The sequence below is a fragment of the Maribacter algae genome (genome assembly GCF_047345745.1).
Classification (GTDB): Bacteria; Bacteroidota; Bacteroidia; order Flavobacteriales; family Flavobacteriaceae; genus Maribacter.
Map to the genome: position 1 here is coordinate 645,394 of NZ_JBLFES010000002.1, position 21,878 is coordinate 667,271.

A 21,878-nucleotide genomic window follows, 5' to 3' on the forward strand; every position below is an offset into this window, starting at 1 on the left:
AAAACCGGTAGAAAGCCGGTTCTTAATTTTATGGATAAATCCTGGATTAGGATCTAACTTCTTTGATTCTTGCTTTTTTACCTGTAAGACCTCTAAAATAGTAAATACGTGATCTACGTACTTTACCTTTTTTATTGACTTCAATCTTCTGCAAAGCTGGCATGTTTACAGGGAAAATACGCTCTACGCCAACAGTGCCGGACATTTTACGAATCGTGAAAGTTTCCGTTGCACCAGAACCCCTTCTTTGTATGACAACTCCTTTAAAGAACTGTGTACGTGTTTTTTCACCTTCCTTGATTTCGTAGTAAACCGTAATCGTATCACCTGCCGAAAATTCAGGAAATTCTTTTTTAGTTACAAATTCGTCTTGTACAAACTTAATTAATGACTCCATTGTGTTTTAAATATTGGAATTATGATAAACAACATTCACGATTTTCGTCAGAGGTTGATTTAACCGGCTGCAAAAATAGTTAATTATTCTAAAGTTGCAATGTTTGGGCAAGGTTTTATTTATTGTTTTTTGGTTTTTTCAAGTACAAATATCATTAAACCAAACCCGAAGAAAATATACATCAAACCCGTTGTCATATAAATAACCTCTGTATCTGTATTATTTTTTCCGTTCCTAAGGTTCCCGCCCAAATAGTTAGTCCAAACCCTATTACTTTTATGAGCAGAATAGCTAAACTTCCTATAAATAAAAGCAAAGTCTCTTTAGTCTTATCATTTATGAAGAGCTATTGAGGAGCTTATGATAATTAGAAGTAACGCCAGATAAAAACATATTTCGCCTATGATATTTAAAATCGGTATTTCCGTCATTTGCTTATTTTAACAAATCCGGTCTTAATTTTTCAGTTCTTTCATGTGCCTTTTCTTCTCTCCATTGTTCTATCTTTCCAAAATTCCCTGAAAGCAATATATCCGGCACCTTCATGTTTTTATAATCCGCAGGTCTGGTATATACAGGCGGTGCCAACATGCCGTCCTGAAAAGTATCGGTCAAAGCAGAGGTTTCGTCATTCAATACCCCAGGGATCAAACGTATAATAGTATCACAAAGCACTGCGGCTCCAAGCTCTCCGCCGGATAAAACATAGTCTCCTATAGAAATCTCTTTTGTTATGAAAGCATCCCTTACCCGTTGGTCTACACCTTTATAATGACCGCAGAGAATGATAATATTTTTTTGGAGCGAAATACTGTTCGCCATTTTCTGATTTAAAGTAGTCCCATCCGGAGTCATGTAAATGACCTCATCATAGGTTCTTTCCTTTTTCAGCTTGGAGATACATTTATCTATAGGCTCTATCATTAATACCATGCCCGCACCACCACCAAATTGATAATCATCAACTTGTCTATACTTTGTATCGGTATAATCCCTGAGGTTATGAAAATGTATTTCTACCAATCCTTTTTCAATGGACCTTTTTAAAATGGAAGCTTCAAACGGACTTTTTAAAAGTTCTGGGAGTACGGTAATAATATCAATACGCATGGAAGAGCATTTCTGTTATGATTTGGCCATCCAAAAGTAATGAAAACAATGGTCATCTTTTTTCCAACCTAGTTTTTCATAAAGTTTTTGTGCTGGATTATCGGTTGCCGTTTCCAAGGCCAGGCCTTTGTAATTCATCATTTTACAATAGGATTTTGCTTTTTCCAATAATGCCTCGCCAACATTATTCTTTCTATGTCCCTCGTTTACATATAAATCGTTCAATATGAAAAAACCTTGTAGGGAAACAGAAGAAAAGGTTTTGTATAATTGTGTGAAGCCAATAGCATTGACATCTTGATACGCCAAAAAAATAATCGATTCTTCTTTAATGATTCGTTCTTTTAAAAATGTTCTTGCCGCATTTTCATCGGACTCCATTCCATAAAAAATCCGGTATTCATTAAAAAGAGGGACAATATCTTCTAAGTGGGTGATATTTGCCTGTAATACAGTTGCCATATTAAGTAAAAAAGCTCCCATTTCGGGAGCTTTTATTTATTTGGGTTTCTTTTGTTTGTTTAATTCGTCTTGTAGTTGCCTACTTATTTTTTGTTCCCGTTCCAAGGCCCTTCTTCTATGGTCTTCATATTCTACTTCTAGTTCGGAGAGGTTCTGTTTGGCTTCCTGTGTTAGAATATTGCTGTTTCTAAATCGGTATATAAAAAGTCCCAGTAATATAAACAACCCTGCGATAATGGTCCAAAGGATGAAGTTGTACGTTCCTTTTGAAACCTGTATACCTAAAAAGGACATACTGTCTTTTTCCGCGGTAACATCCGTAAGATTATTGGTAGTTTCATCCAATTTTTTGTTCAAGGAAGTAATCGTGGTCTCGTGCTCTGAAATGGTCGCTTTTAGTTCTCCCGTTTTTTTATTGATAGCGGCAATGGAATCCAAAACGTTCTTTCTGAGTTTATAAAGATTTGCTTCCTTAACAACCTCATATCTAACACCATCTGCACGGTAATTTCCAGAACGTTTGGCTATAAAATCAAATTGGGAACTTATGGGTCCGCTATCCAAGGATAATTTTTGTTCTTCAGAATCCTGTCCAAAAGTACTGCCAACGGTAAGTAGGATTCCAAACAGTACTAGTAATCTATAAACTTTCATTTACTTAGTGGTTATCGTTAAAAATTGATTTAGAGTTGACTAAAGTAATTGAATAAAATCAAATACTAAAAAAAAGGATGAAGTTTGTACCATCCATATAAACCTACGTAAGACAATAACTTTAAGATATTCTACATATTAAAATTTTAATAATAGGTAAACCTTCTCACTTTAGAAATATATTTGGCCAAACGCATGACTTGGTGTGAGTACCCGTATTCATTATCGTACCATATATAAAGCACAATATTTTTTCCATTGCTGGAAACGATAGTGGCTTTGCTGTCATAGATTGATGGCGCAGCCGTACCCACGATATCTGAAGAAACCAACTCTTTGCTCAGCGAATATTTTATTTGCTCTACCAAGTCGCCCTCTAGGGCATATTTTTTTAAAATGGTATTGACACCATCCAGCGAGGTCTGGTTTTTAATTTCCAGATTTAAGATGGCCAAAGACCCATTGGGCACGGGTACCCTAATGGCATTTGAGGTAAGTTTTCCTTTTAAGGAAGGCAAAGCTTTTGCCACTGCCTCACCGGCACCGGTTTCCGTAATGACCATATTTAATCCGGCAGCTCTTCCTCTTCTATATTTGCCATGCATATTATCTACCAGGTTTTGATCGTTCGTATAGGCATGTATGGTTTCCAAGTGTCCTTTTTTGATACCCAGGGAATCTTCAATAACTTTTAAAATGGGTGAGATAGCATTTGTTGTACAAGATGCGGCCGAATATATTTTAGTTTTATCGGGATTATAATTTAAGTGATTTACACCGTGCACAATGTTGGGAACTTCTCTTCCCGGCGCGGTCAATAAAACTTTACCAATACCTTTTGCCTTTAAATGCTTGGATAGTTCGCTCTTATTTCTGTATACACCCGTATTGTCTATGACCAAGGCATCATTGATGCCATATTTTGTATAATCTATACTCTCGGGGCTTTGGGCATTGATAATATGTACCGTGGTACCATTTATGACCAGGGCTTTATTTTCTGAATCAACGGCCACGGTTCCCATAAAATTCCCATGAACAGAGTCGGTCCGCAACAAACTGGCTCTTTTCTCCAAGGTTTCCGTGTTTGGAGTTCCCCTTACCACTATGGCTCTTAGCCGCAATTGATTTCCTTTGCCCGTTTTGGACATGAGTTCGCGGGCCAGCAATCTGCCTATTCTCCCAAAACCATATAACACAACATCCTTAGCTTTAATGCTGTTGGCCTCATTGGCATTTTTGAGCTTATCAATCACAAAAGCCTTTACGTTATTAAAGTTATTGTCATCGGAATGGTATTCATAGGTAAGCTTGCCAATATCCAATTTGGAGGGCGGTAGTGCAATATCATTGATGGCCCTTAGAATTTCTACAGAATCAAAAATAGAAATTGGTTTTTGGACAAATTCACCTGCATATTCATGCAAATGAATAATATCGCTCACATTCCTATCGATTACTTGATTTTTGAAAAGTACAATCTCTATGGATTTGTCATACCAGAGGTCACTGGCTATTTTGATAAACTCGGTGGTTGCCTTTCTTCTATCGGCCTGGAAAGCCAGCTCTTTTTCGTAAGATACTTTACTTGACATTTTTGAAGTGATGTGGTTAAATTTTCTCCAAAATTAGTCTTTTCAAACGTTTTCGTAATATATTTTTCCACAAAAAAGCATCCTAGTTTATTAGGATGCTTTCTAAAATATATGTTTAGGTTTATTGAAAAATAAGACGTTCTTTTTCGCCATTTTCGTCAATCATGGTAATAACTGTTTTGCCATACTTGGATATGGCCCCAAAGGCGTTATAGGCATCACTGATATTATTTATTTTCTTGTCATCAACACTTAAGATTACTTTTCCCCATATGCCGTATCCTCGGTAACGCTCGGGAATACCGGTTATTTTAACACCGTATTCCGTGCCAAATTTTTCCTTGTCCTTATTGGTAAGATTTTTTACTTCCATGCCCATAATAGGGACTATTAACATTTGCCGCTCTTTTAGGGTAACAGGTACAGTCATGAGTTCATTATCTCTCTCAACAGTAACTTCTACCGTGTCTCCAGGTCCTTTTGCACTAAGATATCCTGTTAAATCTGCATATTTAATAACCGTGATATCGTCTACTTTTTTAATGACATCGCCTTCATTTAATCCAGCTTCCTCTGCACCCGATTCCTCATTAATTTTTTCTATATAGACTCCTTGAATATTATTGATGCCTTTTTCTATGGCGTCTTTTGTGTTCACCGGTGCAGGGAATATGCCCAGATAACCTTTCTGGACATTGCCGTATTCCAAAATATCGTTGACCACTTTTTTTGCAATATTGCTTGGTACGGCAAAGGAATATCCTACGTAAGAACCGGTCTGAGAGCTTATGGCCGTATTGATTCCAATGAGATCACCATTGGTATTGACCAAAGCACCACCGGAATTACCGGGATTTACGGCAGCATCCGTTTGTATAAAAGATTGATTTCTCCCCAAATCCCTCGCCTTGGCACTAACAATTCCAGCAGTAACGGTAGAAGTAAGGTTGAAGGGGTTCCCAACAGCCAATACCCATTCCCCAATTTTGGCATTGTCAGAATCTCCAAATGCCAAATACGGAAGTTTTTCGTTGGCCTCGATTTTAATGAGTGCTATATCGGAATTGGGGTCGGTACCTACAAGTTCCGCCTCATATGTTTTGTTGTTGTTCAATGTAACTTGGAGTTGGCTCGCATTGGCAATGACGTGGTTGTTTGTAACTACATAACCATCTTGGGAAATAATAACTCCGGAACCTGTACCTACTTGGGGTCTAGCGCTTCCACCTCCCGAACCATAAAAAAAGTCGAAAAGACTACCGCGACTGGTGTTGAGCGTTACATTTTTAACATGGACTACGGCATTTACGGTATTTTCTGCCGCCATTGTAAAATCAACCTCATTAATACCGGCTCCATTGGCAGAAGTAGGCGTAAAACTTGTATTTACAATACTACCATTGTTTTCGGGTGTCACGATTGTATAGTTGGGTTTTTCAAAGAAAAATTTATAGGCTCCCAAAGTAATTGCTCCAGCAAATAGGGAAACTAATAGTAGACTTCCAATTTTCTTCATAATGCTATAGGATTTTAACTATTTTGTCGTAAAATTAATTGATTTCTCTATTTTTAGTTAAGGTTTAACGACTTTTTAACGGCGAAAAAAACTTGAATAAAGCAGTATCTTTGGGCTTTATTCCGATTATGACAGCTACTTTTTATAAATATCAGGGGACAGGTAACGATTTTGTTGTTTTTGATAACAGGAACGAGAGTTTTCCTAAAACAAATCAGGCGTTGATAGCGCGTCTCTGCGACCGTAAGTTCGGGGTAGGGGCAGATGGGTTATTGCTCTTGGAAAATGACGCTGAAACCGATTTTAGGATGGTGTATTATAATGCCGACGGGTGGGAAGGTAGTATGTGCGGTAATGGCGGCAGGTGCATCGTAGCGTTCGCAAAGTTCTTGAATATTTTTGAGGATGAAACAAGCTTTATGGCAATCGATGGCCTTCACGAAGCATCGATAATGGGCGACACGGTTCGTTTAAAAATGCAGGACGTATCGGAAATAAAGACCAAGCCCAATGCTTTGTTTATGGATACAGGTTCGCCTCACCACATTCAACTGGTGGAAAACCTCAAGGAGTTGGATGTTCCAAAAGAAGGGGCTAAATTAAGGTATGGCCTGTATGGCGAAAAAGGGAGTAATATTAATTTCGTGCAACCGGATGAAAATGGTTCGTTCGGGATAAGAACTTATGAAAGAGGCGTAGAAAATGAAACGCTTTCCTGTGGAACAGGAGTAACGGCCGTAGCCCTTGCTATGCACCATCTGGGAAAAGTAAAGGAGAATACCGTGGCGGTCAAAGCGCTAGGGGGCAATTTGATGGTACGTTTCGAAAATATGGATAAAGGCTATGAAAACATTTATTTGGAAGGAGAGGCCAAACAGGTCTTTAAAGGAGAGATAGCGTGGTAAAACTAACGGGACAACATATCTATTTGAGAGCTTTGGAGCACGAAGACCTGGATTTTTTGTATCAGATTGAAAATGATACTGCCGTTTGGGAAATTAGCGGGACGCTGACACCTTATTCCAAAAATGTACTGCAATTATATCTGGAAAATGCCCATAGGGACATTTTTGATGTTAAACAGTTGCGGTTGGTAGTCTGTGACCTTGCCGGAAAAACCTTGGGTTTGATAGATTTGTTCGATTTTGACCCAATCCACAAAAGAGCTGGGATGGGCATCATAATTTCAAACGAAGCGGATAGAAACAAAGGAATAGGGGCGGAGGCCATCCAATTATTGTGTGATTATGCTTTTGAAGCTTTGGAACTGCATCAAATTTATGCCAATATACTAGCGGAAAATTCCAGAAGTATTCATTTATTCGAAAAGCTTGGTTTTCAACAAGTAGGCATCAAGAAAGATTGGATTAGAAGCAACGGAACTTATAAAAGCGAAATTCTATATCAAAAAATAAACAACTAATGTATATTAAACGCATACTGCTTGCCATCGTTATTGGAGGTTTGCTAATAGGGGGTGTTTTTGCCTATATGGTCTATAGTGCCTTTTTTACGCCCAATACAAAATTCAACAATGAAGAAGCTTTTGTATATGTTACCTCAAACGCCTCGTTTGCCGATGTCAAGGTTCAATTGGAACCTTTATTGGAAAATCTGGACACTTTTGAGTCCGCAGCGGATAGAAAGGGATACTCCGCCAACATAAAGGGAGGGAAATATCGTATTAAAAAAGGAATGAACAACAACGAAATCATTAATTCCTTGCGAAGCGGCAATATTCCTGTAAAAGTAGCTTTTAACAATCAGGAGACGTTACAAGATTTAGCAGGAAGAATATCGGTTCAGATAGAGGCAGATAGCATTTCATTGCTAAAAACATTTCAAGACGATACCTTTTTAGCCTCCAATGGTTTCAATGATGAAACAGCGTTGGTCATTTACATTCCCAACAGCTATGAGTTTTTCTGGAATACGACAGCGGAAGCGTTCAGGGCTCGTATGTTGAAAGAGTACAATAGGTTTTGGAACGATGAACGTAAGGAGAAAGCTAGTCGGCTCGGCATGAATCCCAAAGAAGTGGTGACACTCGCCTCCATAGTACATAAAGAATCGGCCAAGGTAGATGAGCGCCCTAGGGTCGCCGGGGTGTATTTAAACAGATTAAAAAAAGGAATGCTGTTGCAAGCAGACCCTACCGTAATCTATGCTTTGAAAAGGAAAGCCAATGATTTTGACATGGTCATAAAAAGAGTTTTGTACGAGGATTTGGAACTGGATTCCCCTTACAACACCTATAAATATGTAGGTTTGCCTCCTGGTCCTATCGCCATGCCGGACATCAGTGCCATAGATGCCGTGCTCAACCGTGAAAAACATGATTATTACTATTTCGTGGCGAATGTTGAGAAGTTCGGTTACCATATGTTTGCCAAAAGTCTAGCGCAACACAACCGAAATAAAGCGCAGTATATCCGTTGGATTAATTCCAAAAAAATCAATAGATAAGGCACTTGTCCGAAATTTAAGACATGTTAACTAATATTGGATATTTTTAACGAATCCTTCTAATTGTAACATATTTTCCGCTATAACTTTGTAGCGAGAAATTTAAGCAGGCTCTTTTTCAGTAGTCGGTAAGTCTTAAGAAAAACAATATATGAGAAGATGGATTTTAACTTTCTGTCCCCTTGTTGCCCTATTTATTTTAGCTAGTTACGGTTTTACCATCCTGAAAACGGAAGTGCCGGAACAGCTTCGTGTTACAGAACCTATGGCGGTTTTGTTTCCCAAAAATCAAGTTTTAAAAGTTGAAACGATTACCATGCCCCCTTATTTGGGAACGCAATATGTAGGCTTTAAAGAAGCCTTGGCGTTTAGGGAGTCCGGCGGTAACTATCTGTCCGTAAATACTTATGGATATTTAGGAAAGTACCAATTTGGACTGGGTACCTTGGCATTGGTGGGTGTTTACAACGGAAAACAATTCTTGAAAAATCCAAAATTACAGGAAAGAGTATTTCAAATGAACATTTCACGTAATAAATGGATTTTAAGGAGGGAAATTGAAAGCTATGTTGGTAAAACCATTAGAGGAGTAAAAATTACGGAATCCGGGATATTGGCCGCGGCCCATTTGGCCGGCCCTGGGAATGTTCAAAAATATTTGCATTCCAATGGAAAAATTGATGTTGCCGATGGTTATGGAACTACATTGACCAATTACCTTGAAAAATTTTCAGGATATGATATTTCTTTGGTTTCCCCAAAAAGAAACGCAAGGATTTAAGCGTAATAGTAGATATGAAAATGTAAAACCTTGGCATTAATGTCAAGGTTTTTTTATGCTTGAATGATAAAAATAGCAGGTCTTTTGTGTAAATCTGTTTTTTCGGTTTTCCAACGGGAGATTGCCTGTGTTTTTATATATTCCGTAGGTAAGGTAATATCCACGGCAATACATAACTTGGTGTCCGGTGAAAGAGTGCGTTCAAGTTCTTCTTTAAGTTTGTTGTTTCGGTATGGGGTTTCTATAAAGATTTGAGATTGACCGCTATCCCTTGACTTCCGCTCCAATTTTTTCAATTCCTTTTTTCGTTCGGTGGAATCTATGGGCAAATACCCATTAAATGCAAAATTTTGGCCATTGAAACCACTTGCCATTAAGGCCAAAAGGATAGAGGATGGTCCGATCAATGGCACTACCTGAATACCTTTTTCATGAGCTAGCGCAACTACTGCGGCTCCCGGGTCTGCTACTCCGGGACATCCGGCCTCCGAGAGAACACCCATATCCAAACCCTCTAAACAAGGATTTAAAAAAGAAGGAATTTCCGTGGGTTCAGTAAATTTATTCAGCAGAAATAGTTGCAATGAGGGTTGCGACTTTCTTGGACTGACCTTTTTGATGAAATGTCGTGCTGTTTTGTCGTTTTCAACCACATAATAATCGATGGACTCTATGGCTCTTTTGATAGAAATGGGCAATACTTCCAGTGGGGCAATTTCCCCTAAAGTAGAAGGTATCAAATATAATTTTCCTTTTGGTTTAGTTCCCATGTTCAGTTTTTACGACCTAGCTTTTGAGCAATGATATCACAAGCGGAATCTATCAAATGGTATACATTTTCGAATCCATCCGCGCCACCGTAGTAAGGGTCAGGCACTTCGTTTTGAATGGTCTTGATTTCATCTAACAATAATTTCACCTTACTGCTTTGTTCGGTATTTTCGCTTAAGGCAATCACATCATCATAATTGCTTTGGTCCATCACATAAATATGGTCAAAAGCATCAAAGTCCGATGGAGAGAATTTTCGACATTTCTGATGGGAAATATTGATTCCGTATTTACGGGCAACGCCAATGGAACGTTTGTCGGGCGCATTTCCTATATGATACCCAGCAGTACCGGCAGAATCTACAAAAACTTGTTCAGAATTTACTTTATGTTGTAAAATCCCTTCTGCTAATGGCGACCTACAGATATTTCCCAGGCAAACCATCAACACTTTCGTTTTCATAAGATTTTAGGAAAGCTTTTTGGTAAGATCGTCTATGTATTTACGAAACTGTTTGTCCGTTTCGGCAAGATTATCCACTGTCTTACAGGCATGTAATACGGTGGCATGGTCTCTTTTTCCTATTTGGGACCCAATACTGGCCAGAGAGGCTTTCGTGAATTTTTTGGCAAAAAACATGGCCAATTGCCTCGCCTGAACAATATGTCTTTTTCTGGTTTTGGACTGCAAGGTAGCTACATCCATTTCAAAATAATCGGAAACTACTTTTTGGATATAGTCAATAGAGACTTCCCTTTTAGTGTTCTTGACAAATTTTTCGACTACTTGCTGTGAGAGTTCTATGGTAACCTCACGTTTATTCAGGGTAGATTGCGCTATCAGTGAAATGATGGCACCTTCTAGTTCCCTGATATTTGTTTTGATGTGCTTTGCAACATATTCTATGATGTCTTCCGGCATTTCAACGCCATCCCTATATAATTTGTTTTTAAGAATAGATATACGCGTTTCATAATCAGGACTTTGCAGTTCTGCGGAAAGCCCCCACTTGAAACGGGACAGTAAGCGCTGTTCAATGTCCTGCATATCTACAGGCGCCTTGTCCGAAGTAAGGATGACCTGTTTTCCATTTTGATGCAAGTGGTTAAAGATGTGAAAGAAAACATCCTGTGTTCCCGATTTTCCCGAGAGGAACTGTACATCATCAATAATCAGAACATCTATTAATTGGTAGAAATGAATAAAATCGTTTCTAGTATTCTTTTTTACGGATTCTATATACTGTTGCGTAAATTTTTCGGCAGAAATATATAATACGGTACGCTCCGGATATTTATCCTTTATTTCGACACCAATGGCATGGGCTAGATGCGTTTTTCCAAGTCCTACGCCACCAAACACCAATAAAGGGTTAAAGGAAGTACCTCCCGGTTTGTTGGATACCGCCATTCCTGCTGAACGCGCTAGACGGTTGGAATCCCCTTCCAAAAAATTATCAAAATTATAGTTTGGATTGAGTTGCGATTCTATCTTTATATTACGAATGCCCGGTATTACAAACGGATTTCGTAACTCCGGATTCTTGGACTTAATGGGCACATCCATTTCCTGCGGACTCATGTTGCCCCTATTGGAACTCGGTATTTTTTCGGTAAAAGGCTCCTTGTTTCCATAAGTATTCTCCATACGTATGATATAGACCAATTTGGCGGTTTCTCCCAACTCTTTGGTCAGGGCTACCTTTAACAACTTTACGTAATGTTCTTCTAACCATTCATAGAAAAACTTACTGGGGACTTGAATACTAAGGGAATTTTCCGTGAGCTTGATGGGCTTAATAGGTTCAAACCAAGTTTTGAATGCTTGTGGCTGAATGTTATCCTTGATAAACATTAAACAGTTTTTCCAAACGGAGTTTGCAGTCACAGTCATTATAAAATTTAATCTTGTTTAATGGTTAGTATTAAAAGCTCAAAAAAGTCAAATAAATATTGACTTGGTTACATTTTCTTAGGAAGGCAAATATGTGAACAAAAATTCTAAAAAAAAAATCAATCTCTATTGAATTTGACCTTTTTTTTTCTCATGTTCGCTAGCCCTAATGGGGAGCTTTAAATATATAATTTTTACTTGAATAACAATGGTTTTTGATGAAATTTCTTTTAGGGTAAGATATGGTGAAACGGACCAAATGGGAGTGGTTTACCACGGCAATTATGCACAATATTTAGAAATGGGTCGTGTGGAATGGCTAAGAAAATTAGGCGTTTCCTATAAAGAGATGGAAGCTCAAGGTATTATACTGCCAGTGATTAGCCTTAAAATGGATTTTTTAAAATCAGCTTTGTATGATGATATGATAACGGTCAGGACCACATTAAAAAAAACACCTTTGGTCCGTATAGAATTTGACTATGCCATTAGTAATCAAGAAGATGAAATTTTGGTCAAGGCAAATACGGTTTTGGCCTTCATGGATGCTCATAAGAAAAGACCTATTAAATGCCCGGATTATATTCTTACAAAACTTGCATAAAAATAAATTTGCAATTATTCATCGACTATAATTTTATGCAAACTTTTCATTTTTTGTTTAACTTTTTGAAAATCGCGCTTGCGTATGGCAATTTCAATTTCACAATCCAAGCCTAAGTTTTGAGCAATAATATTAAGGTTGTTCTTTTTAATGAAACGCATGATATTGTTCATTTGGTCATATCCAAATTTTAAAAATAGAGACTGTTCCATTATTTTTTCTACAATATTGGAGTTTTCCAGAGCTAGCTTAGCTGTATTTCTATAAGCGGAAATTAATCCTCCAACCCCCAGCTTGACCCCTCCAAAAACCCGAACGACCGCTATTAAGACATTGGTCACTTCAAAAGATTGGATTTGCCCATAAATAGGCATTCCAGCAGAATTAGTTGGTTCTCCATCATCATTGGCCCTGTAATTTGGGGCTTCAACACCTATTTGCCATGCATAACAAACATGATTGGCAGTGGGATATTTCTTTCGGAGTGCCTCAATGATGTGTTTTACTTCATCTTCATGGCGTACGGGAAAAGCATATCCATAAAACTTACTTTTTCGATCCTTGAAAAGGATGGCTTCTGTAGCTTTTAAAATGGTTCTATAGGTATCGTTAATTTCCATTTAAAATAAAGCTACCAATAAAATACTGACAACGGCCAAAGCCACACCGGTCCAATTTTTTAAGCTCAATTTTTCCCTAAAGAAAAGGATGCCAAAGAGCGTGGAAACCATGACGATAGCTACATTGTTCAACGTAAAAATAGCTGCACTAGTGAGCCCCTCAAACTGTAAGGCTTTCAATAAAAAGAAGATGGAAAAGAAATTGGGAACGCCAAGAACAATGCCACCTAGAACATTCTTATAGTTCTTTTTTAAAGGTTTTTTAAAACTGTTAATGGCGATAAAAACGATTCCGGTTGTCGCGGCAGCCGCAAAAACGGTAGCGGAGAAAATGGAAAATTCTTCCTGTGGCACCAACCGTTCTTGAAAGAATTTAATAGCGGTATCAATTGCCCCAGAACCTAAAAAGACCAATAAAGGGAGAAGTAACATGGATACATGAAATTTGATGGTACTGGTCTTTAGGGAAGCCAGATAAACTGCGGCTATAGCTACAAGAATCCCTACAATTTTAATAGGTTCCACAACCTCTTTGTAAAGTATCACACCAAAGATGACGGGCATTACGAATGACATTTTTGTGGCTACGGAAGCTACGGAAACTCCCAAAGTCTGTGAGGTTCTGGCCATAACATTGAATACCAGTATAAAAAGGATGCCCAAGGCCAATGCCCCCAAAAACCAATTTTTTGAGGGAATTTCAGCTAGTTTAATATCCCCATTATAGACAAGTAGGCCAACGCTACAGGCCACAAAATAATTAGTGATAATAGCATACAAAGTTTGTACGCCATAGGTGTTGAACAACTTAAAAATTACAAATATGAGACTGGAAAAAAGAACACTTAGCGCCAGATATAACATTTACAATTTGTTTTTCAATTGAACAATATCCTCTTCTCCTACTTGAAGATTCCAGCAGAAGATGCCCATGCGTTGTGCAGCATCCGTATTTTCCTTGGTGTCATCTACAAAAAAGGTCTCATATACGTTCAAGTCATTGGTTTTTAAGACATACTCGTAAATAGTTGCGTTTGGTTTTCGTAATTGTATTTCATGGGAAAGATAAAACTGCTCAAAACAGTTTTTAAATCGTTCATAGCGTTCTGTTCCCATATTTTGAACGACTTTTTCTATATGTAAGGCATTGGTATTACTTAAAAGAAAGAGCCTGTAATCATTTTCGGATTTCAGTTGTTCCAAAAAGACCAAACGATGTTCCGGAAAATCAAGAATTATGGAATTCCAAGCTGCTATTATTTCCGTTTCGGTAGCTGACGGAAAATTCTTTTTTAAAATCGATATAAACTCGTTTGAGTTCATCGACCCCATTTCATATTCTTTGCATGCTTTGTCCAGTTCTGGCGTTAGGCTTGTAAAACCAAAACGGGCCAGTTCCCGAAAAGGAGCTTCTTTGTCCAGATCAATAAAAACATCCCCAAAATCAAATATGATATTTTTAATCATGCTGCAAGATGGTCAATTGGTCGTTTTGGATCATTCGGGAATGAATGGGTGTTCCCATTATTTCAGGTGCTTTGATTCCATTTTTGAAAGTTATAGGTCCTTTAAAGATTCTTGCTTCATCCCATAAACCTTCGTTTATAAACGTTTGCAGGGTCTGTCTGCCGCCTTCTATGAAAACACTGGTAAAATTGTATTCCCAAAGGGTGTTCATGATTTGGACCGCCAACGGTTTGGAAAAATCCAATACCTCATAATTGATGCCTTTTATATCCTGATGGGCATCCTGGATTTCCGTCAGAATCAGCGTGTTTATGCTTTTGTCCAATACATGATAATTCATATCGATTTTTAAACTCTTATCGAGAATAACGCGAAAAGGATGCTTCCCTGTCCAATCCCGCACATCCAATTTTGGATTGTCGGCCAAGACTGTAGTGGTGCCTACTAAAATGGCCTGTTCCTCACTACGCCATTTATGGACCAATTGTCTGGAATAGGCATTTGTAATCCAATAGGGCTCTAGGTTTTGATTTCTTTGGTCAGGTAATGGGGCTATAAATCCATCAACGGTTTCGGCCCATTTTAAAATAATATAGGGTCGCTTCTGCTCTTGAAACGTTAAAAAGCGTTTATGATGCGCTCGGCATTCGGTTTCCAAAATCCCTGTCCTCACTTCGCAGCCATTGGCCCTTAATTTTTCGATTCCTTTACCGCTCACCATTGGATTGGGGTCCAAAACACCAATGACTACCGTTTTGATTTGATGCTTTACGATTAAATCCGCACAGGGCGGTGTTTTTCCAAAATGTGAACAAGGTTCCAACGTTACATAAAGTGTAGCTTTTTTTAAGAGCGACTTATCCTCGACGGCATTTATCGCATTTACCTCCGCATGTGCTCCTCCGTAGGGACTGGTGAAGCCTTCCCCGATAATGTTTCCATCCTGAACAATAACACTGCCCACCATGGGGTTGGGAGCGGTATGTCCCAATCCTTTTTTGGCAATTTGAATACAGCGTTTCATGTACTGTTTGTCCAACTCAAAAACGGTGGTATGTTGTTCAAATGCTGTTGACATTCTCTTGTTTTTTGTGCAAATTCCACTTTAGCAATAGCCCCATTTCATGTATATTCACTCTTCAAAAGTAATACTTTAAAGGGATACGGAATAAGCCATGGGAAGTGCTATCATTAGGGAAATACAACAAAAAGACAATCAGAAAGTTGCAGCGGTAATCCGTAAGGTTTTAGTTGATTTGGGGGTGCCCAAAGTAGGTACGGCGTATGCGGACAAAGCCTTGGACCGTATGTATGAAACCTATGACGTTCCCAAGGCTACTTATTTTGTGGTAGAGGAAGATGGGGAGATACTGGGTTGCGCGGGAATCGCGCAATTGGAAAATTTTGATGGGAACGTATGTGAGCTTCAGAAAATGTATTTTTTAGAAGAGGCCAGGGGACGCGGCATCGGCGCTAAAATGATGTCCGTTTGCTTGGAGCGCGCGCGTGAATACGGATTTGAAAAATGCTATTTAGAGACCATGCCGTATATGGAAGCCGCCCAAAAACTGTATCAAAAATCCGGGTTCGGTTATATTGATGGCCCTATGGGCAACACGGGCCATTTTTCATGTCCCGTGCACATGCTCAAAGAATTGTAAATGTTGCTGCGCGAAATCAAGAACATATTTCACAAGGAACTGGACTCCATTTATGGAAAAGAAGAGACGGCAAGTTTCTTTTTTCTTTTGATCGAACACTATTTTGGTCTAGAGCGATTCATTCTTGCCCTTCAACCTGATTATATTATTAATAAAACGGAAGAAAGCCAGCTTTTTAGGGGATTGAACGAATTGAAAACGGAGAAACCCATCCAATACATCACAGGTACTACACATTTTATGGACTTGGAATTTAATGTTGCGTCAGGAGTACTCATCCCCAGACCGGAAACCGAAGAACTGGTGCGGTGGGTTTTAGAAGACTACCAAGATTTGGGCAACAGTGGTATACAAATATTGGACATCGGAACGGGGAGCGGTTGTATTGCTGTTTCGTTGGCGAAGAACCTACCAAAAGCAAAAATATCGGCCTTGGATTTATCTAAAAAGGCACTAATAATAGCGCGGGAAAATGCTGTAAAAAATAGGGTCGACATCAATTTTATCGAAAGAGATATTTTAAAGTCCGATATCGTAATTGACCAAAAGTTTAATGTTATCGTTTCCAATCCACCCTATGTACGGAAAATGGAGAAGAAGGATATGCGGAAAAATGTATTGGTATATGAACCGGATATGGCCCTGTTTGTGGACGATGAAACTCCATTATTGTTTTATGGACATATTTTAGAGTTCACAAAAGATCATTTGGTTTCAGAGGGATGGATATATTTAGAAATCAATCAATATTTGGGTCAAGAAATGGTAACATTGCTGGAAAAGCATAATTTTAAGAAAATCGAACTAAAAAAAGATATGTTTGGCAATGACCGAATGATAAAAGCTAAGAAAGGGTGAAAAGTATTGTTGTGTTTTGTGGGAGTAGTGAAGGTTCGGAACAAGAGTTCACGTCGGATGCCTATGCTTTGGGTACCTTTTTGGCCAAACAGCAAATTGATGTTGTCTATGGCGGCGCAAAAATAGGAATCATGGGACAGGTGGCCCAAGGGGCTTTGGATGCGCAAGGTACGGTCATAGGCGTAATTCCGGAATTCTTAAAGCTACGTGAAGTATTTCATGAATCCTTGACCGAGCTCATCGTTACGCGAAATATGCACGAAAGGAAGCTTAAAATGCACGAGCTTTCGGATGGTATTATCATGCTTCCCGGGGGGTATGGCACCTTGGAAGAGTTTTTTGAAATGCTTACTTGGGGACAATTGGGACTGCATCAATACCCCATCGGGATTCTGAATACCAACGGGTTTTATGATGAGCTACTCACCATGTTGAAGAAAATGGTCGAGAAAGGCTTCGTAAAACAAGAAAATTATGATATGATTTTAGCGGACAGGACAATCGCTGGACTTATCGCTAAAATGGAAAAATACCAACCCCTCCCATTACCCAAATGGATAAAAAAAGAACAATTGTAATGGACATCGCAGTACAATTAAAGACGCTTCGGGACGAATTACGGGAACACAATTACAATTATTACGTGTTGGACAACCCCACAATTTCCGATTTCGATTTCGATATGAAATTGAAGGAGTTGCAGGACTTGGAGGCCAAATATCCTGAATTCCATGACCCCAATTCGCCCACCTTGCGGGTAGGGGGTATGGTCACGAAGAATTTCGATACCGTTGTGCACGAGCACCGCATGTATTCCTTGGATAATTCCTATTCCAAAGAAGATTTGGAGGATTGGGAAAAACGTATACAGCGCAATCTGGGAGATGTTCCGGTACAGTTTACCTGTGAATTGAAATATGACGGAGCCTCCATCAGTATCACATACGAAAAAGGGGAGTTGGTAAGAGCGGTAACCCGTGGCGATGGTATTCAGGGCGATGACGTAACCACAAATATCAAGACCATAAAATCTATTCCGCTACGCTTAAAAGGGGATTACCCAGAAAAATTTGATATTCGAGGGGAGATTGTACTGCCCTATGAAGGTTTTGCAAAAATGAACGAGGAGCGCATTGCCAATGGGGAAGAGCCTTACATGAACCCTAGAAATACGGCTTCGGGAAGTTTAAAATTACAGGATAGTGCCGCGGTGGCAAAAAGACCTTTGGAATGCCTTTTGTATAGTATCGTTGGAAAAAACATCGGTATCAACACACAATTTGAAATGTTGGAAAAAGCACGCTCATGGGGCTTTAAGGTGCCTACTGTTGCAAAACTTTGTGAGAATACTACCCAAGTATTGGAATTTGTGGAATATTGGGACATTCATAGGCATGATTTGCCCTATGAAACGGATGGCGTGGTCATTAAGGTGAACAATTTGCAACACCAAGAGGAGTTGGGGCATACCTCCAAATCACCGCGTTGGGCCATGGCCTATAAATTCAAGGCGGAGCAGGTATTCACGGTATTGAACGAAATTACGTATCAGGTCGGGCGAACCGGGGCCATTACGCCCGTCGCCAATTTGGAACCCGTCTTATTGGCAGGGACCACGGTAAAAAGAGCTTCGCTTCACAACGCGGACCAGATTGAAAAATTGGACATTCGCGAGGGCGATACCGTTTTTGTGGAAAAAGGAGGGGAGATTATTCCCAAAATCATTGCCGTGGATATAACGAAACGACCGGCTGATTCAAGCCCTACGGTCTATATTTCCAAATGCCCCGAATGCGATACTCCTTTGGAGCGCACCGAAGGTGATGCCAAACACTATTGCCCAAACGAATACGGTTGTCCGCCACAGATAACGGGTAGGATCCAACATTTTATTTCTAGAAAGGCCATGGATATTGAAGGTTTGGGCGGTGAAACGGTAGAACTGCTTTTTAAGGAGGGCCTAATCGACGATTATGCCGATTTATATGATTTGACCAAAGCACAAATATTACCATTGGAGCGTATGGCGGAGAAATCGGCCGAAAATTTGATCAATGGTGTGGCGGCTTCTGTTCAAGTGCCTTTTGAGCGGGTCTTGTTCGCTTTGGGAATCCGCTTTGTGGGGGAGACAGTGGCCAAAAAACTGGCCAGGGCCTATAAGAATATTGAAGCATTACAGGCGGCCTCGGTAGAAGAATTGACCGCAGTGGATGAAATCGGGGAGCGCATTGCCCAAAGTGTGGTGGAATTTTTTAGCAATGAGAAAAATGTGGAAGCAATTCGCCGATTAAAAGCAAAAGGGTTACAATTTGCCCTATCTGCCGAGAAACTCGAAAACCAAACCGATAAACTGGCCGGAAATACCTTTGTGGTTTCCGGGGTTTTTGAAACGGTGAGCAGGGATGAGCTTAAAAAATTGATTGAGGACAACGGGGCTAAAGTCGGTTCTTCTATCTCTTCCAAAACCAGCTATTTGGTGGCGGGGGATAAAATGGGACCTAGCAAACGCACCAAAGCGGAAAAGTTAGGGGTGCCCATTATTTCGGAACAGGACTTTCTTTCTATGTTATAACGATTCATGTAAAGTCATTTCGAAAGAGTGAGAAACGAACGACGAGAAATCTAAAAATTAAAAAACAACAATTCAACAACCTATGGATTATTTTGTAATTATTTCAATCCTTGTTTTTATTTCCGCCATTTTTGGCTATATCAACGTACGGTTCTTGCATTTGCCCAACACCATTGGGCTTATGCTGATTACCATTGTCTTTACTTTGGCCGTTTTTGCCATCAGTTATTTTGATGATACACTGCTCAATGCCGAGAGATATATCATTAGTCAAATCGATTTTAAAACGGTCCTTTTGGATATCATGTTGAGTTTTCTGCTTTTTGCGGGAGCCTTGCATACCAATTTTCAGCAATTAAGAATTCAGCGTTGGCCTATTTTGGTATTTTCTACCTTGGGCGTGTTGGTCTCTACTTTTTTAGTGGGTATCATTACCTATTATATGCTTCAACTCCTGGGCTTGCCCGTTAATTTTATTTACTGCCTGTTGTTCGGGGCATTGATTTCACCAACGGACCCTATTGCGGTCTTAGGGATTTTAAAACAGGCCGGGGCACCCAAAAAACTGGAAACAAAAATCGTCGGGGAATCACTTTTTAATGACGGGGTAGGCGTAGTGGTCTTTCTTGTGATATTTCAGATAGCTTCGGCCGGAGCGGACGCCATTACTCCTTTGGAAATTCTGGAGCTGTTTGGGGTGGAAGTTATCGGTGGAATCGTTTTAGGGCTTTTATTGGGATGGATTACCTATAGGTTGATGAAATCCATTGATGATTATGATATTGAGGTCATTATCACCTTGGCTACGGTGATGATCGGTACTGTAATCGCACAAAAACTACATTTATCGGCACCTTTGGCCATGGTCACCGCTGGGTTGATGGTAGGGAACGATACCGTACGAAACTCCGCCATGTCCGCCACCACGGAAACCTATGTAGATAAGTTTTGGGAATTGTTGGACATTCTTTTAAATACGCTCTTGTTCGTATTAATCGGGATGGAAATGCTCGTATTGACTTTTGACACCACCTATTTGCTCGCTGGGGTGTTGGCCATTCCTATTGTATTGGCATGCCGTTACATCTCTTTGCTTTTACCGATAAAATTCTTTGAAAAGAAGCTGGATTTTGTACCCAAAACCAATCTCATTATGACCTGGGGCGGTTTGCGCGGAGGTATTTCCATTGCTTTGGCCTTGGGACTTACGGAAGATATGAACCGCGACCTGTTTTTGGTGATTACCTATGTAGTGGTGGTATTTTCGATTATTGTACAGGGGCTTACCGTAGAAAAACTGGTTAAAAAAGTAGCCGTATGATACCGAAAACCTATGCGGAATTCGAGGAAACGCTAAATTTGGAAAAGCCACCCAATACATGGCCCGATGCGCTTAAATGTACTTGGTTTGATGCCAAGGGTGATTGGGAAAGCGCGCATAACATTGCCCAGGATATGCATAACCAAATGGGCAGTTGGTTGCACGCTTACTTGCACCGAAAAGAAGGCGATCGTTTTAATGCCGGGTATTGGTATCGCCAAGCGGGAAAACCCTACCCAGAGGTTAGCTTAAAACAAGAATTAGAAGAAATCGTAAACCATATTATCCAATGAAGCATGAAAAGTTGCTTATCATACATGCCGATGATGCCGGTCTATGTCATTCAGAGAATAGAGCTACCATAAAGGCCTTGGAATTTGGCTGTGTAAACTCATACAGTATTATGGTGAACTGTCCGTGGTTTTATGAAATCGCTACTTTTTCGAGAACCCATCCGCAATATGATGTTGGTGTACATCTGACCTTGACCTGTGAATGGGAAAGCTATAAATTCGGACCTGTTTTACCTACCTCGAAGGTGCCAAGTTTGGTGGATGACCAAGGTTATTTTTACAAAAACAGGGATTTGGTCAGGCAAAATGCGGTAACGGAAGAAGTGCATAAAGAATTGACCGCCCAGATTGAAAGAGCCTTATCTTTTGGCATTACGCCTTCTCATTTGGATTCGCATATGTATAGTGTAGCTTCAAGACCAGATTTATTCGAATGTTATAAGGCTTTGGGAAGAAAATACGGATTACCCGTTCTGATCAATACACAACTCATGGAAATGGCGGGTTTAAACGTAAATCAAAATAGTTTCGGAAAGGATGTTATCGTTGATAAAGCACATTATGGCATTTTTGAGTATTATAAAAAAGGCGAGCTTCAACAGTATTACGAAAACGTATTGGACGATTTGGTAGATGGGTTGAATGTTATTCTAATTCACCCTGCTTTTGATGATGCCGAAATGCAGGCCGTAACCCTAAACCATCCCAATTTCGGAGCCGCATGGCGACAGATTGACTTTGATTATTTTTCAAGCGATGCCTTTCGAGAAAAACTAAAGCAATCGAATGTAAAATTGGTGACTTGGAAGGATGTAGGATTTTAAGTTTCATCATCA

The 21,878-nt window shown here is 39.6% G+C and carries 25 protein-coding genes; 12 read left to right on the forward strand and 13 right to left on the reverse strand.

Features of this window, described 5'->3' with window-relative positions; translation table 11 throughout:
• Positions 1-46: 46 nt before the first annotated feature.
• From rplS to ACKWBX_RS09965, 6 genes are all read right to left on the reverse strand, one after another.
• A complete protein-coding gene (gene rplS / locus ACKWBX_RS09940) occupies positions 47-397 on the reverse strand; it encodes a 50S ribosomal protein L19 (RefSeq protein WP_413968524.1) in 351 nt (116 codons plus the stop codon).
• A 435-nt stretch (positions 398-832) separates the two neighbouring features.
• Entirely contained in the window at positions 833-1,507 is a 675-nt protein-coding gene (gene trmD / locus ACKWBX_RS09945; RefSeq protein WP_413968525.1) for a tRNA (guanosine(37)-N1)-methyltransferase TrmD, read from the reverse strand.
• 15 nt (positions 1,508-1,522) lie between these two features.
• Positions 1,523-1,969: a GNAT family N-acetyltransferase gene (locus ACKWBX_RS09950; RefSeq protein ID WP_413968526.1), complete on the reverse strand. Its 447-nt coding sequence runs from the start codon at positions 1,967-1,969 to the stop codon at positions 1,523-1,525.
• Between the two features lie 36 nt (positions 1,970-2,005).
• Positions 2,006-2,623: a tRNA (guanine-N1)-methyltransferase gene (locus ACKWBX_RS09955; RefSeq protein WP_413968527.1), complete on the reverse strand. Its 618-nt coding sequence runs from the start codon at positions 2,621-2,623 to the stop codon at positions 2,006-2,008.
• A gap of 146 nt (positions 2,624-2,769) precedes the next feature.
• Positions 2,770-4,218 (reverse strand): glyceraldehyde-3-phosphate dehydrogenase, encoded by a 1,449-nt coding sequence (locus ACKWBX_RS09960; protein WP_413968528.1) that lies wholly within the window; start codon positions 4,216-4,218, stop codon positions 2,770-2,772.
• A 121-nt stretch (positions 4,219-4,339) separates the two neighbouring features.
• Positions 4,340-5,734 (reverse strand): S1C family serine protease, encoded by a 1,395-nt coding sequence (locus ACKWBX_RS09965; RefSeq protein ID WP_413968529.1) that lies wholly within the window; start codon positions 5,732-5,734, stop codon positions 4,340-4,342.
• A 128-nt stretch (positions 5,735-5,862) separates the two neighbouring features.
• Between ACKWBX_RS09965 and dapF the strand changes: the two genes are divergently transcribed.
• From dapF to ACKWBX_RS09985, 4 genes are all read left to right on the forward strand, one after another.
• The gene (dapF, locus tag ACKWBX_RS09970) at positions 5,863-6,639 is read left to right on the forward strand and encodes a diaminopimelate epimerase (protein ID WP_413968874.1); all 777 of its coding nucleotides are present in this window, start codon (positions 5,863-5,865) and stop codon (positions 6,637-6,639) included.
• The gene (locus tag ACKWBX_RS09975; protein ID WP_413968530.1) at positions 6,633-7,157 is read left to right on the forward strand and encodes a GNAT family N-acetyltransferase; all 525 of its coding nucleotides are present in this window, start codon (positions 6,633-6,635) and stop codon (positions 7,155-7,157) included. Before dapF ends, ACKWBX_RS09975 begins: the two co-directional genes overlap by 7 nt.
• Positions 7,157-8,200: an endolytic transglycosylase MltG gene (gene mltG / locus ACKWBX_RS09980; RefSeq protein ID WP_413968531.1), complete on the forward strand. Its 1,044-nt coding sequence runs from the start codon at positions 7,157-7,159 to the stop codon at positions 8,198-8,200. Before ACKWBX_RS09975 ends, mltG begins: the two co-directional genes overlap by 1 nt.
• Positions 8,201-8,351: 151 nt before the next feature.
• On the forward strand, positions 8,352-8,981 hold the full coding sequence (locus ACKWBX_RS09985; protein WP_413968532.1) for a lysozyme family protein: 630 nt from the start codon (positions 8,352-8,354) through the stop codon (positions 8,979-8,981).
• Between the two features lie 53 nt (positions 8,982-9,034).
• Here ACKWBX_RS09985 and ACKWBX_RS09990 read toward each other — a convergent pair whose 3' ends face one another.
• From ACKWBX_RS09990 to dnaA, 3 genes are read right to left on the reverse strand one after another with little or no spacing between them, the layout of a single operon-like run.
• Positions 9,035-9,751: an SAM-dependent methyltransferase gene (locus ACKWBX_RS09990; protein ID WP_413968533.1), complete on the reverse strand. Its 717-nt coding sequence runs from the start codon at positions 9,749-9,751 to the stop codon at positions 9,035-9,037.
• Positions 9,752-9,753: 2 nt separating this feature from the next.
• Positions 9,754-10,215: a low molecular weight protein-tyrosine-phosphatase gene (locus ACKWBX_RS09995; protein ID WP_413968534.1), complete on the reverse strand. Its 462-nt coding sequence runs from the start codon at positions 10,213-10,215 to the stop codon at positions 9,754-9,756.
• Positions 10,216-10,221: 6 nt separating this feature from the next.
• The gene (dnaA, locus tag ACKWBX_RS10000) at positions 10,222-11,646 is read right to left on the reverse strand and encodes a chromosomal replication initiator protein DnaA (RefSeq protein WP_413968535.1); all 1,425 of its coding nucleotides are present in this window, start codon (positions 11,644-11,646) and stop codon (positions 10,222-10,224) included.
• A 208-nt stretch (positions 11,647-11,854) separates the two neighbouring features.
• On the opposite strand from dnaA, the gene ACKWBX_RS10005 reads away from it, so the two are divergent.
• Entirely contained in the window at positions 11,855-12,250 is a 396-nt protein-coding gene (locus tag ACKWBX_RS10005) for an acyl-CoA thioesterase (protein ID WP_413968536.1), read from the forward strand.
• A gap of 14 nt (positions 12,251-12,264) precedes the next feature.
• Here ACKWBX_RS10005 and ACKWBX_RS10010 read toward each other — a convergent pair whose 3' ends face one another.
• From ACKWBX_RS10010 to ribD, 4 genes are read right to left on the reverse strand one after another with little or no spacing between them, the layout of a single operon-like run.
• Positions 12,265-12,870 (reverse strand): IMPACT family protein, encoded by a 606-nt coding sequence (locus ACKWBX_RS10010; RefSeq protein WP_413968537.1) that lies wholly within the window; start codon positions 12,868-12,870, stop codon positions 12,265-12,267.
• Positions 12,871-13,734, reverse strand: a complete 864-nt coding sequence (locus ACKWBX_RS10015) for an EamA family transporter (RefSeq protein WP_413968538.1) — start codon at positions 13,732-13,734, stop codon at positions 12,871-12,873.
• Positions 13,735-14,337 (reverse strand): HAD-IA family hydrolase, encoded by a 603-nt coding sequence (locus ACKWBX_RS10020; protein WP_413968539.1) that lies wholly within the window; start codon positions 14,335-14,337, stop codon positions 13,735-13,737.
• Positions 14,330-15,415, reverse strand: a complete 1,086-nt coding sequence (gene ribD / locus ACKWBX_RS10025; RefSeq protein WP_413968540.1) for a bifunctional diaminohydroxyphosphoribosylaminopyrimidine deaminase/5-amino-6-(5-phosphoribosylamino)uracil reductase RibD — start codon at positions 15,413-15,415, stop codon at positions 14,330-14,332. Before ribD ends, ACKWBX_RS10020 begins: the two co-directional genes overlap by 8 nt.
• A gap of 97 nt (positions 15,416-15,512) precedes the next feature.
• On the opposite strand from ribD, the gene ACKWBX_RS10030 reads away from it, so the two are divergent.
• The 7 genes from ACKWBX_RS10030 (at position 15,513) to ACKWBX_RS10060 (ending at position 21,866) form a co-directional block, all read left to right on the forward strand.
• Positions 15,513-15,998, forward strand: coding sequence for a GNAT family N-acetyltransferase (locus ACKWBX_RS10030; RefSeq protein ID WP_413968541.1), 486 nt, complete (start codon positions 15,513-15,515; stop codon positions 15,996-15,998).
• Positions 15,999-16,856 (forward strand): peptide chain release factor N(5)-glutamine methyltransferase, encoded by an 858-nt coding sequence (gene prmC / locus ACKWBX_RS10035; protein WP_413968542.1) that lies wholly within the window; start codon positions 15,999-16,001, stop codon positions 16,854-16,856.
• The gene (locus tag ACKWBX_RS10040) at positions 16,853-17,434 is read left to right on the forward strand and encodes an LOG family protein (protein WP_413968543.1); all 582 of its coding nucleotides are present in this window, start codon (positions 16,853-16,855) and stop codon (positions 17,432-17,434) included. The genes prmC and ACKWBX_RS10040 overlap by 4 nt, the downstream gene beginning before the upstream one ends.
• Positions 17,434-19,428, forward strand: coding sequence for an NAD-dependent DNA ligase LigA (gene ligA / locus ACKWBX_RS10045; RefSeq protein WP_413968544.1), 1,995 nt, complete (start codon positions 17,434-17,436; stop codon positions 19,426-19,428). Before ACKWBX_RS10040 ends, ligA begins: the two co-directional genes overlap by 1 nt.
• 82 nt (positions 19,429-19,510) lie before the next feature.
• Positions 19,511-20,749, forward strand: a complete 1,239-nt coding sequence (locus ACKWBX_RS10050) for a cation:proton antiporter (protein ID WP_413968545.1) — start codon at positions 19,511-19,513, stop codon at positions 20,747-20,749.
• Positions 20,746-21,042, forward strand: coding sequence for a hypothetical protein (locus ACKWBX_RS10055; protein ID WP_413968546.1), 297 nt, complete (start codon positions 20,746-20,748; stop codon positions 21,040-21,042). The genes ACKWBX_RS10050 and ACKWBX_RS10055 overlap by 4 nt, the downstream gene beginning before the upstream one ends.
• Positions 21,039-21,866, forward strand: a complete 828-nt coding sequence (locus ACKWBX_RS10060; protein WP_413968547.1) for a polysaccharide deacetylase family protein — start codon at positions 21,039-21,041, stop codon at positions 21,864-21,866. The genes ACKWBX_RS10055 and ACKWBX_RS10060 overlap by 4 nt, the downstream gene beginning before the upstream one ends.
• Positions 21,867-21,878 lie beyond the last annotated feature (12 nt).

What these genes read in the sequence shown, in the direction of transcription:
- rplS (WP_413968524.1), bottom strand. Translation starts at nt 397, where the DNA reads ATGGAGTCATTAATTAAGTTTGTACAAGACGAATTTGTAACTAAAAAA.
- trmD (WP_413968525.1), bottom strand. Translation starts at nt 1,507, where the DNA reads ATGCGTATTGATATTATTACCGTACTCCCAGAACTTTTAAAAAGTCCG.
- ACKWBX_RS09950 (WP_413968526.1), bottom strand. Translation starts at nt 1,969, where the DNA reads ATGGCAACTGTATTACAGGCAAATATCACCCACTTAGAAGATATTGTC.
- ACKWBX_RS09955 (WP_413968527.1), bottom strand. Translation starts at nt 2,623, where the DNA reads ATGAAAGTTTATAGATTACTAGTACTGTTTGGAATCCTACTTACCGTT.
- ACKWBX_RS09960 (WP_413968528.1), bottom strand. Translation starts at nt 4,218, where the DNA reads ATGTCAAGTAAAGTATCTTACGAAAAAGAGCTGGCTTTCCAGGCCGAT.
- ACKWBX_RS09965 (WP_413968529.1), bottom strand. Translation starts at nt 5,734, where the DNA reads ATGAAGAAAATTGGAAGTCTACTATTAGTTTCCCTATTTGCTGGAGCA.
- dapF (WP_413968874.1), top strand. Translation starts at nt 5,863, where the DNA reads ATGACAGCTACTTTTTATAAATATCAGGGGACAGGTAACGATTTTGTT.
- mltG (WP_413968531.1), top strand. Translation starts at nt 7,157, where the DNA reads ATGTATATTAAACGCATACTGCTTGCCATCGTTATTGGAGGTTTGCTA.
- ACKWBX_RS09985 (WP_413968532.1), top strand. Translation starts at nt 8,352, where the DNA reads ATGAGAAGATGGATTTTAACTTTCTGTCCCCTTGTTGCCCTATTTATT.
- ACKWBX_RS09990 (WP_413968533.1), bottom strand. Translation starts at nt 9,751, where the DNA reads ATGGGAACTAAACCAAAAGGAAAATTATATTTGATACCTTCTACTTTA.
- ACKWBX_RS09995 (WP_413968534.1), bottom strand. Translation starts at nt 10,215, where the DNA reads ATGAAAACGAAAGTGTTGATGGTTTGCCTGGGAAATATCTGTAGGTCG.
- dnaA (WP_413968535.1), bottom strand. Translation starts at nt 11,646, where the DNA reads ATGACTGTGACTGCAAACTCCGTTTGGAAAAACTGTTTAATGTTTATC.
- ACKWBX_RS10005 (WP_413968536.1), top strand. Translation starts at nt 11,855, where the DNA reads ATGGTTTTTGATGAAATTTCTTTTAGGGTAAGATATGGTGAAACGGAC.
- ACKWBX_RS10010 (WP_413968537.1), bottom strand. Translation starts at nt 12,870, where the DNA reads ATGGAAATTAACGATACCTATAGAACCATTTTAAAAGCTACAGAAGCC.
- ACKWBX_RS10015 (WP_413968538.1), bottom strand. Translation starts at nt 13,734, where the DNA reads ATGTTATATCTGGCGCTAAGTGTTCTTTTTTCCAGTCTCATATTTGTA.
- ACKWBX_RS10020 (WP_413968539.1), bottom strand. Translation starts at nt 14,337, where the DNA reads ATGATTAAAAATATCATATTTGATTTTGGGGATGTTTTTATTGATCTG.
- ribD (WP_413968540.1), bottom strand. Translation starts at nt 15,415, where the DNA reads ATGTCAACAGCATTTGAACAACATACCACCGTTTTTGAGTTGGACAAA.
- ACKWBX_RS10030 (WP_413968541.1), top strand. Translation starts at nt 15,513, where the DNA reads ATGGGAAGTGCTATCATTAGGGAAATACAACAAAAAGACAATCAGAAA.
- prmC (WP_413968542.1), top strand. Translation starts at nt 15,999, where the DNA reads ATGTTGCTGCGCGAAATCAAGAACATATTTCACAAGGAACTGGACTCC.
- ligA (WP_413968544.1), top strand. Translation starts at nt 17,434, where the DNA reads ATGGACATCGCAGTACAATTAAAGACGCTTCGGGACGAATTACGGGAA.
- ACKWBX_RS10050 (WP_413968545.1), top strand. Translation starts at nt 19,511, where the DNA reads ATGGATTATTTTGTAATTATTTCAATCCTTGTTTTTATTTCCGCCATT.
- ACKWBX_RS10055 (WP_413968546.1), top strand. Translation starts at nt 20,746, where the DNA reads ATGATACCGAAAACCTATGCGGAATTCGAGGAAACGCTAAATTTGGAA.
- ACKWBX_RS10060 (WP_413968547.1), top strand. Translation starts at nt 21,039, where the DNA reads ATGAAGCATGAAAAGTTGCTTATCATACATGCCGATGATGCCGGTCTA.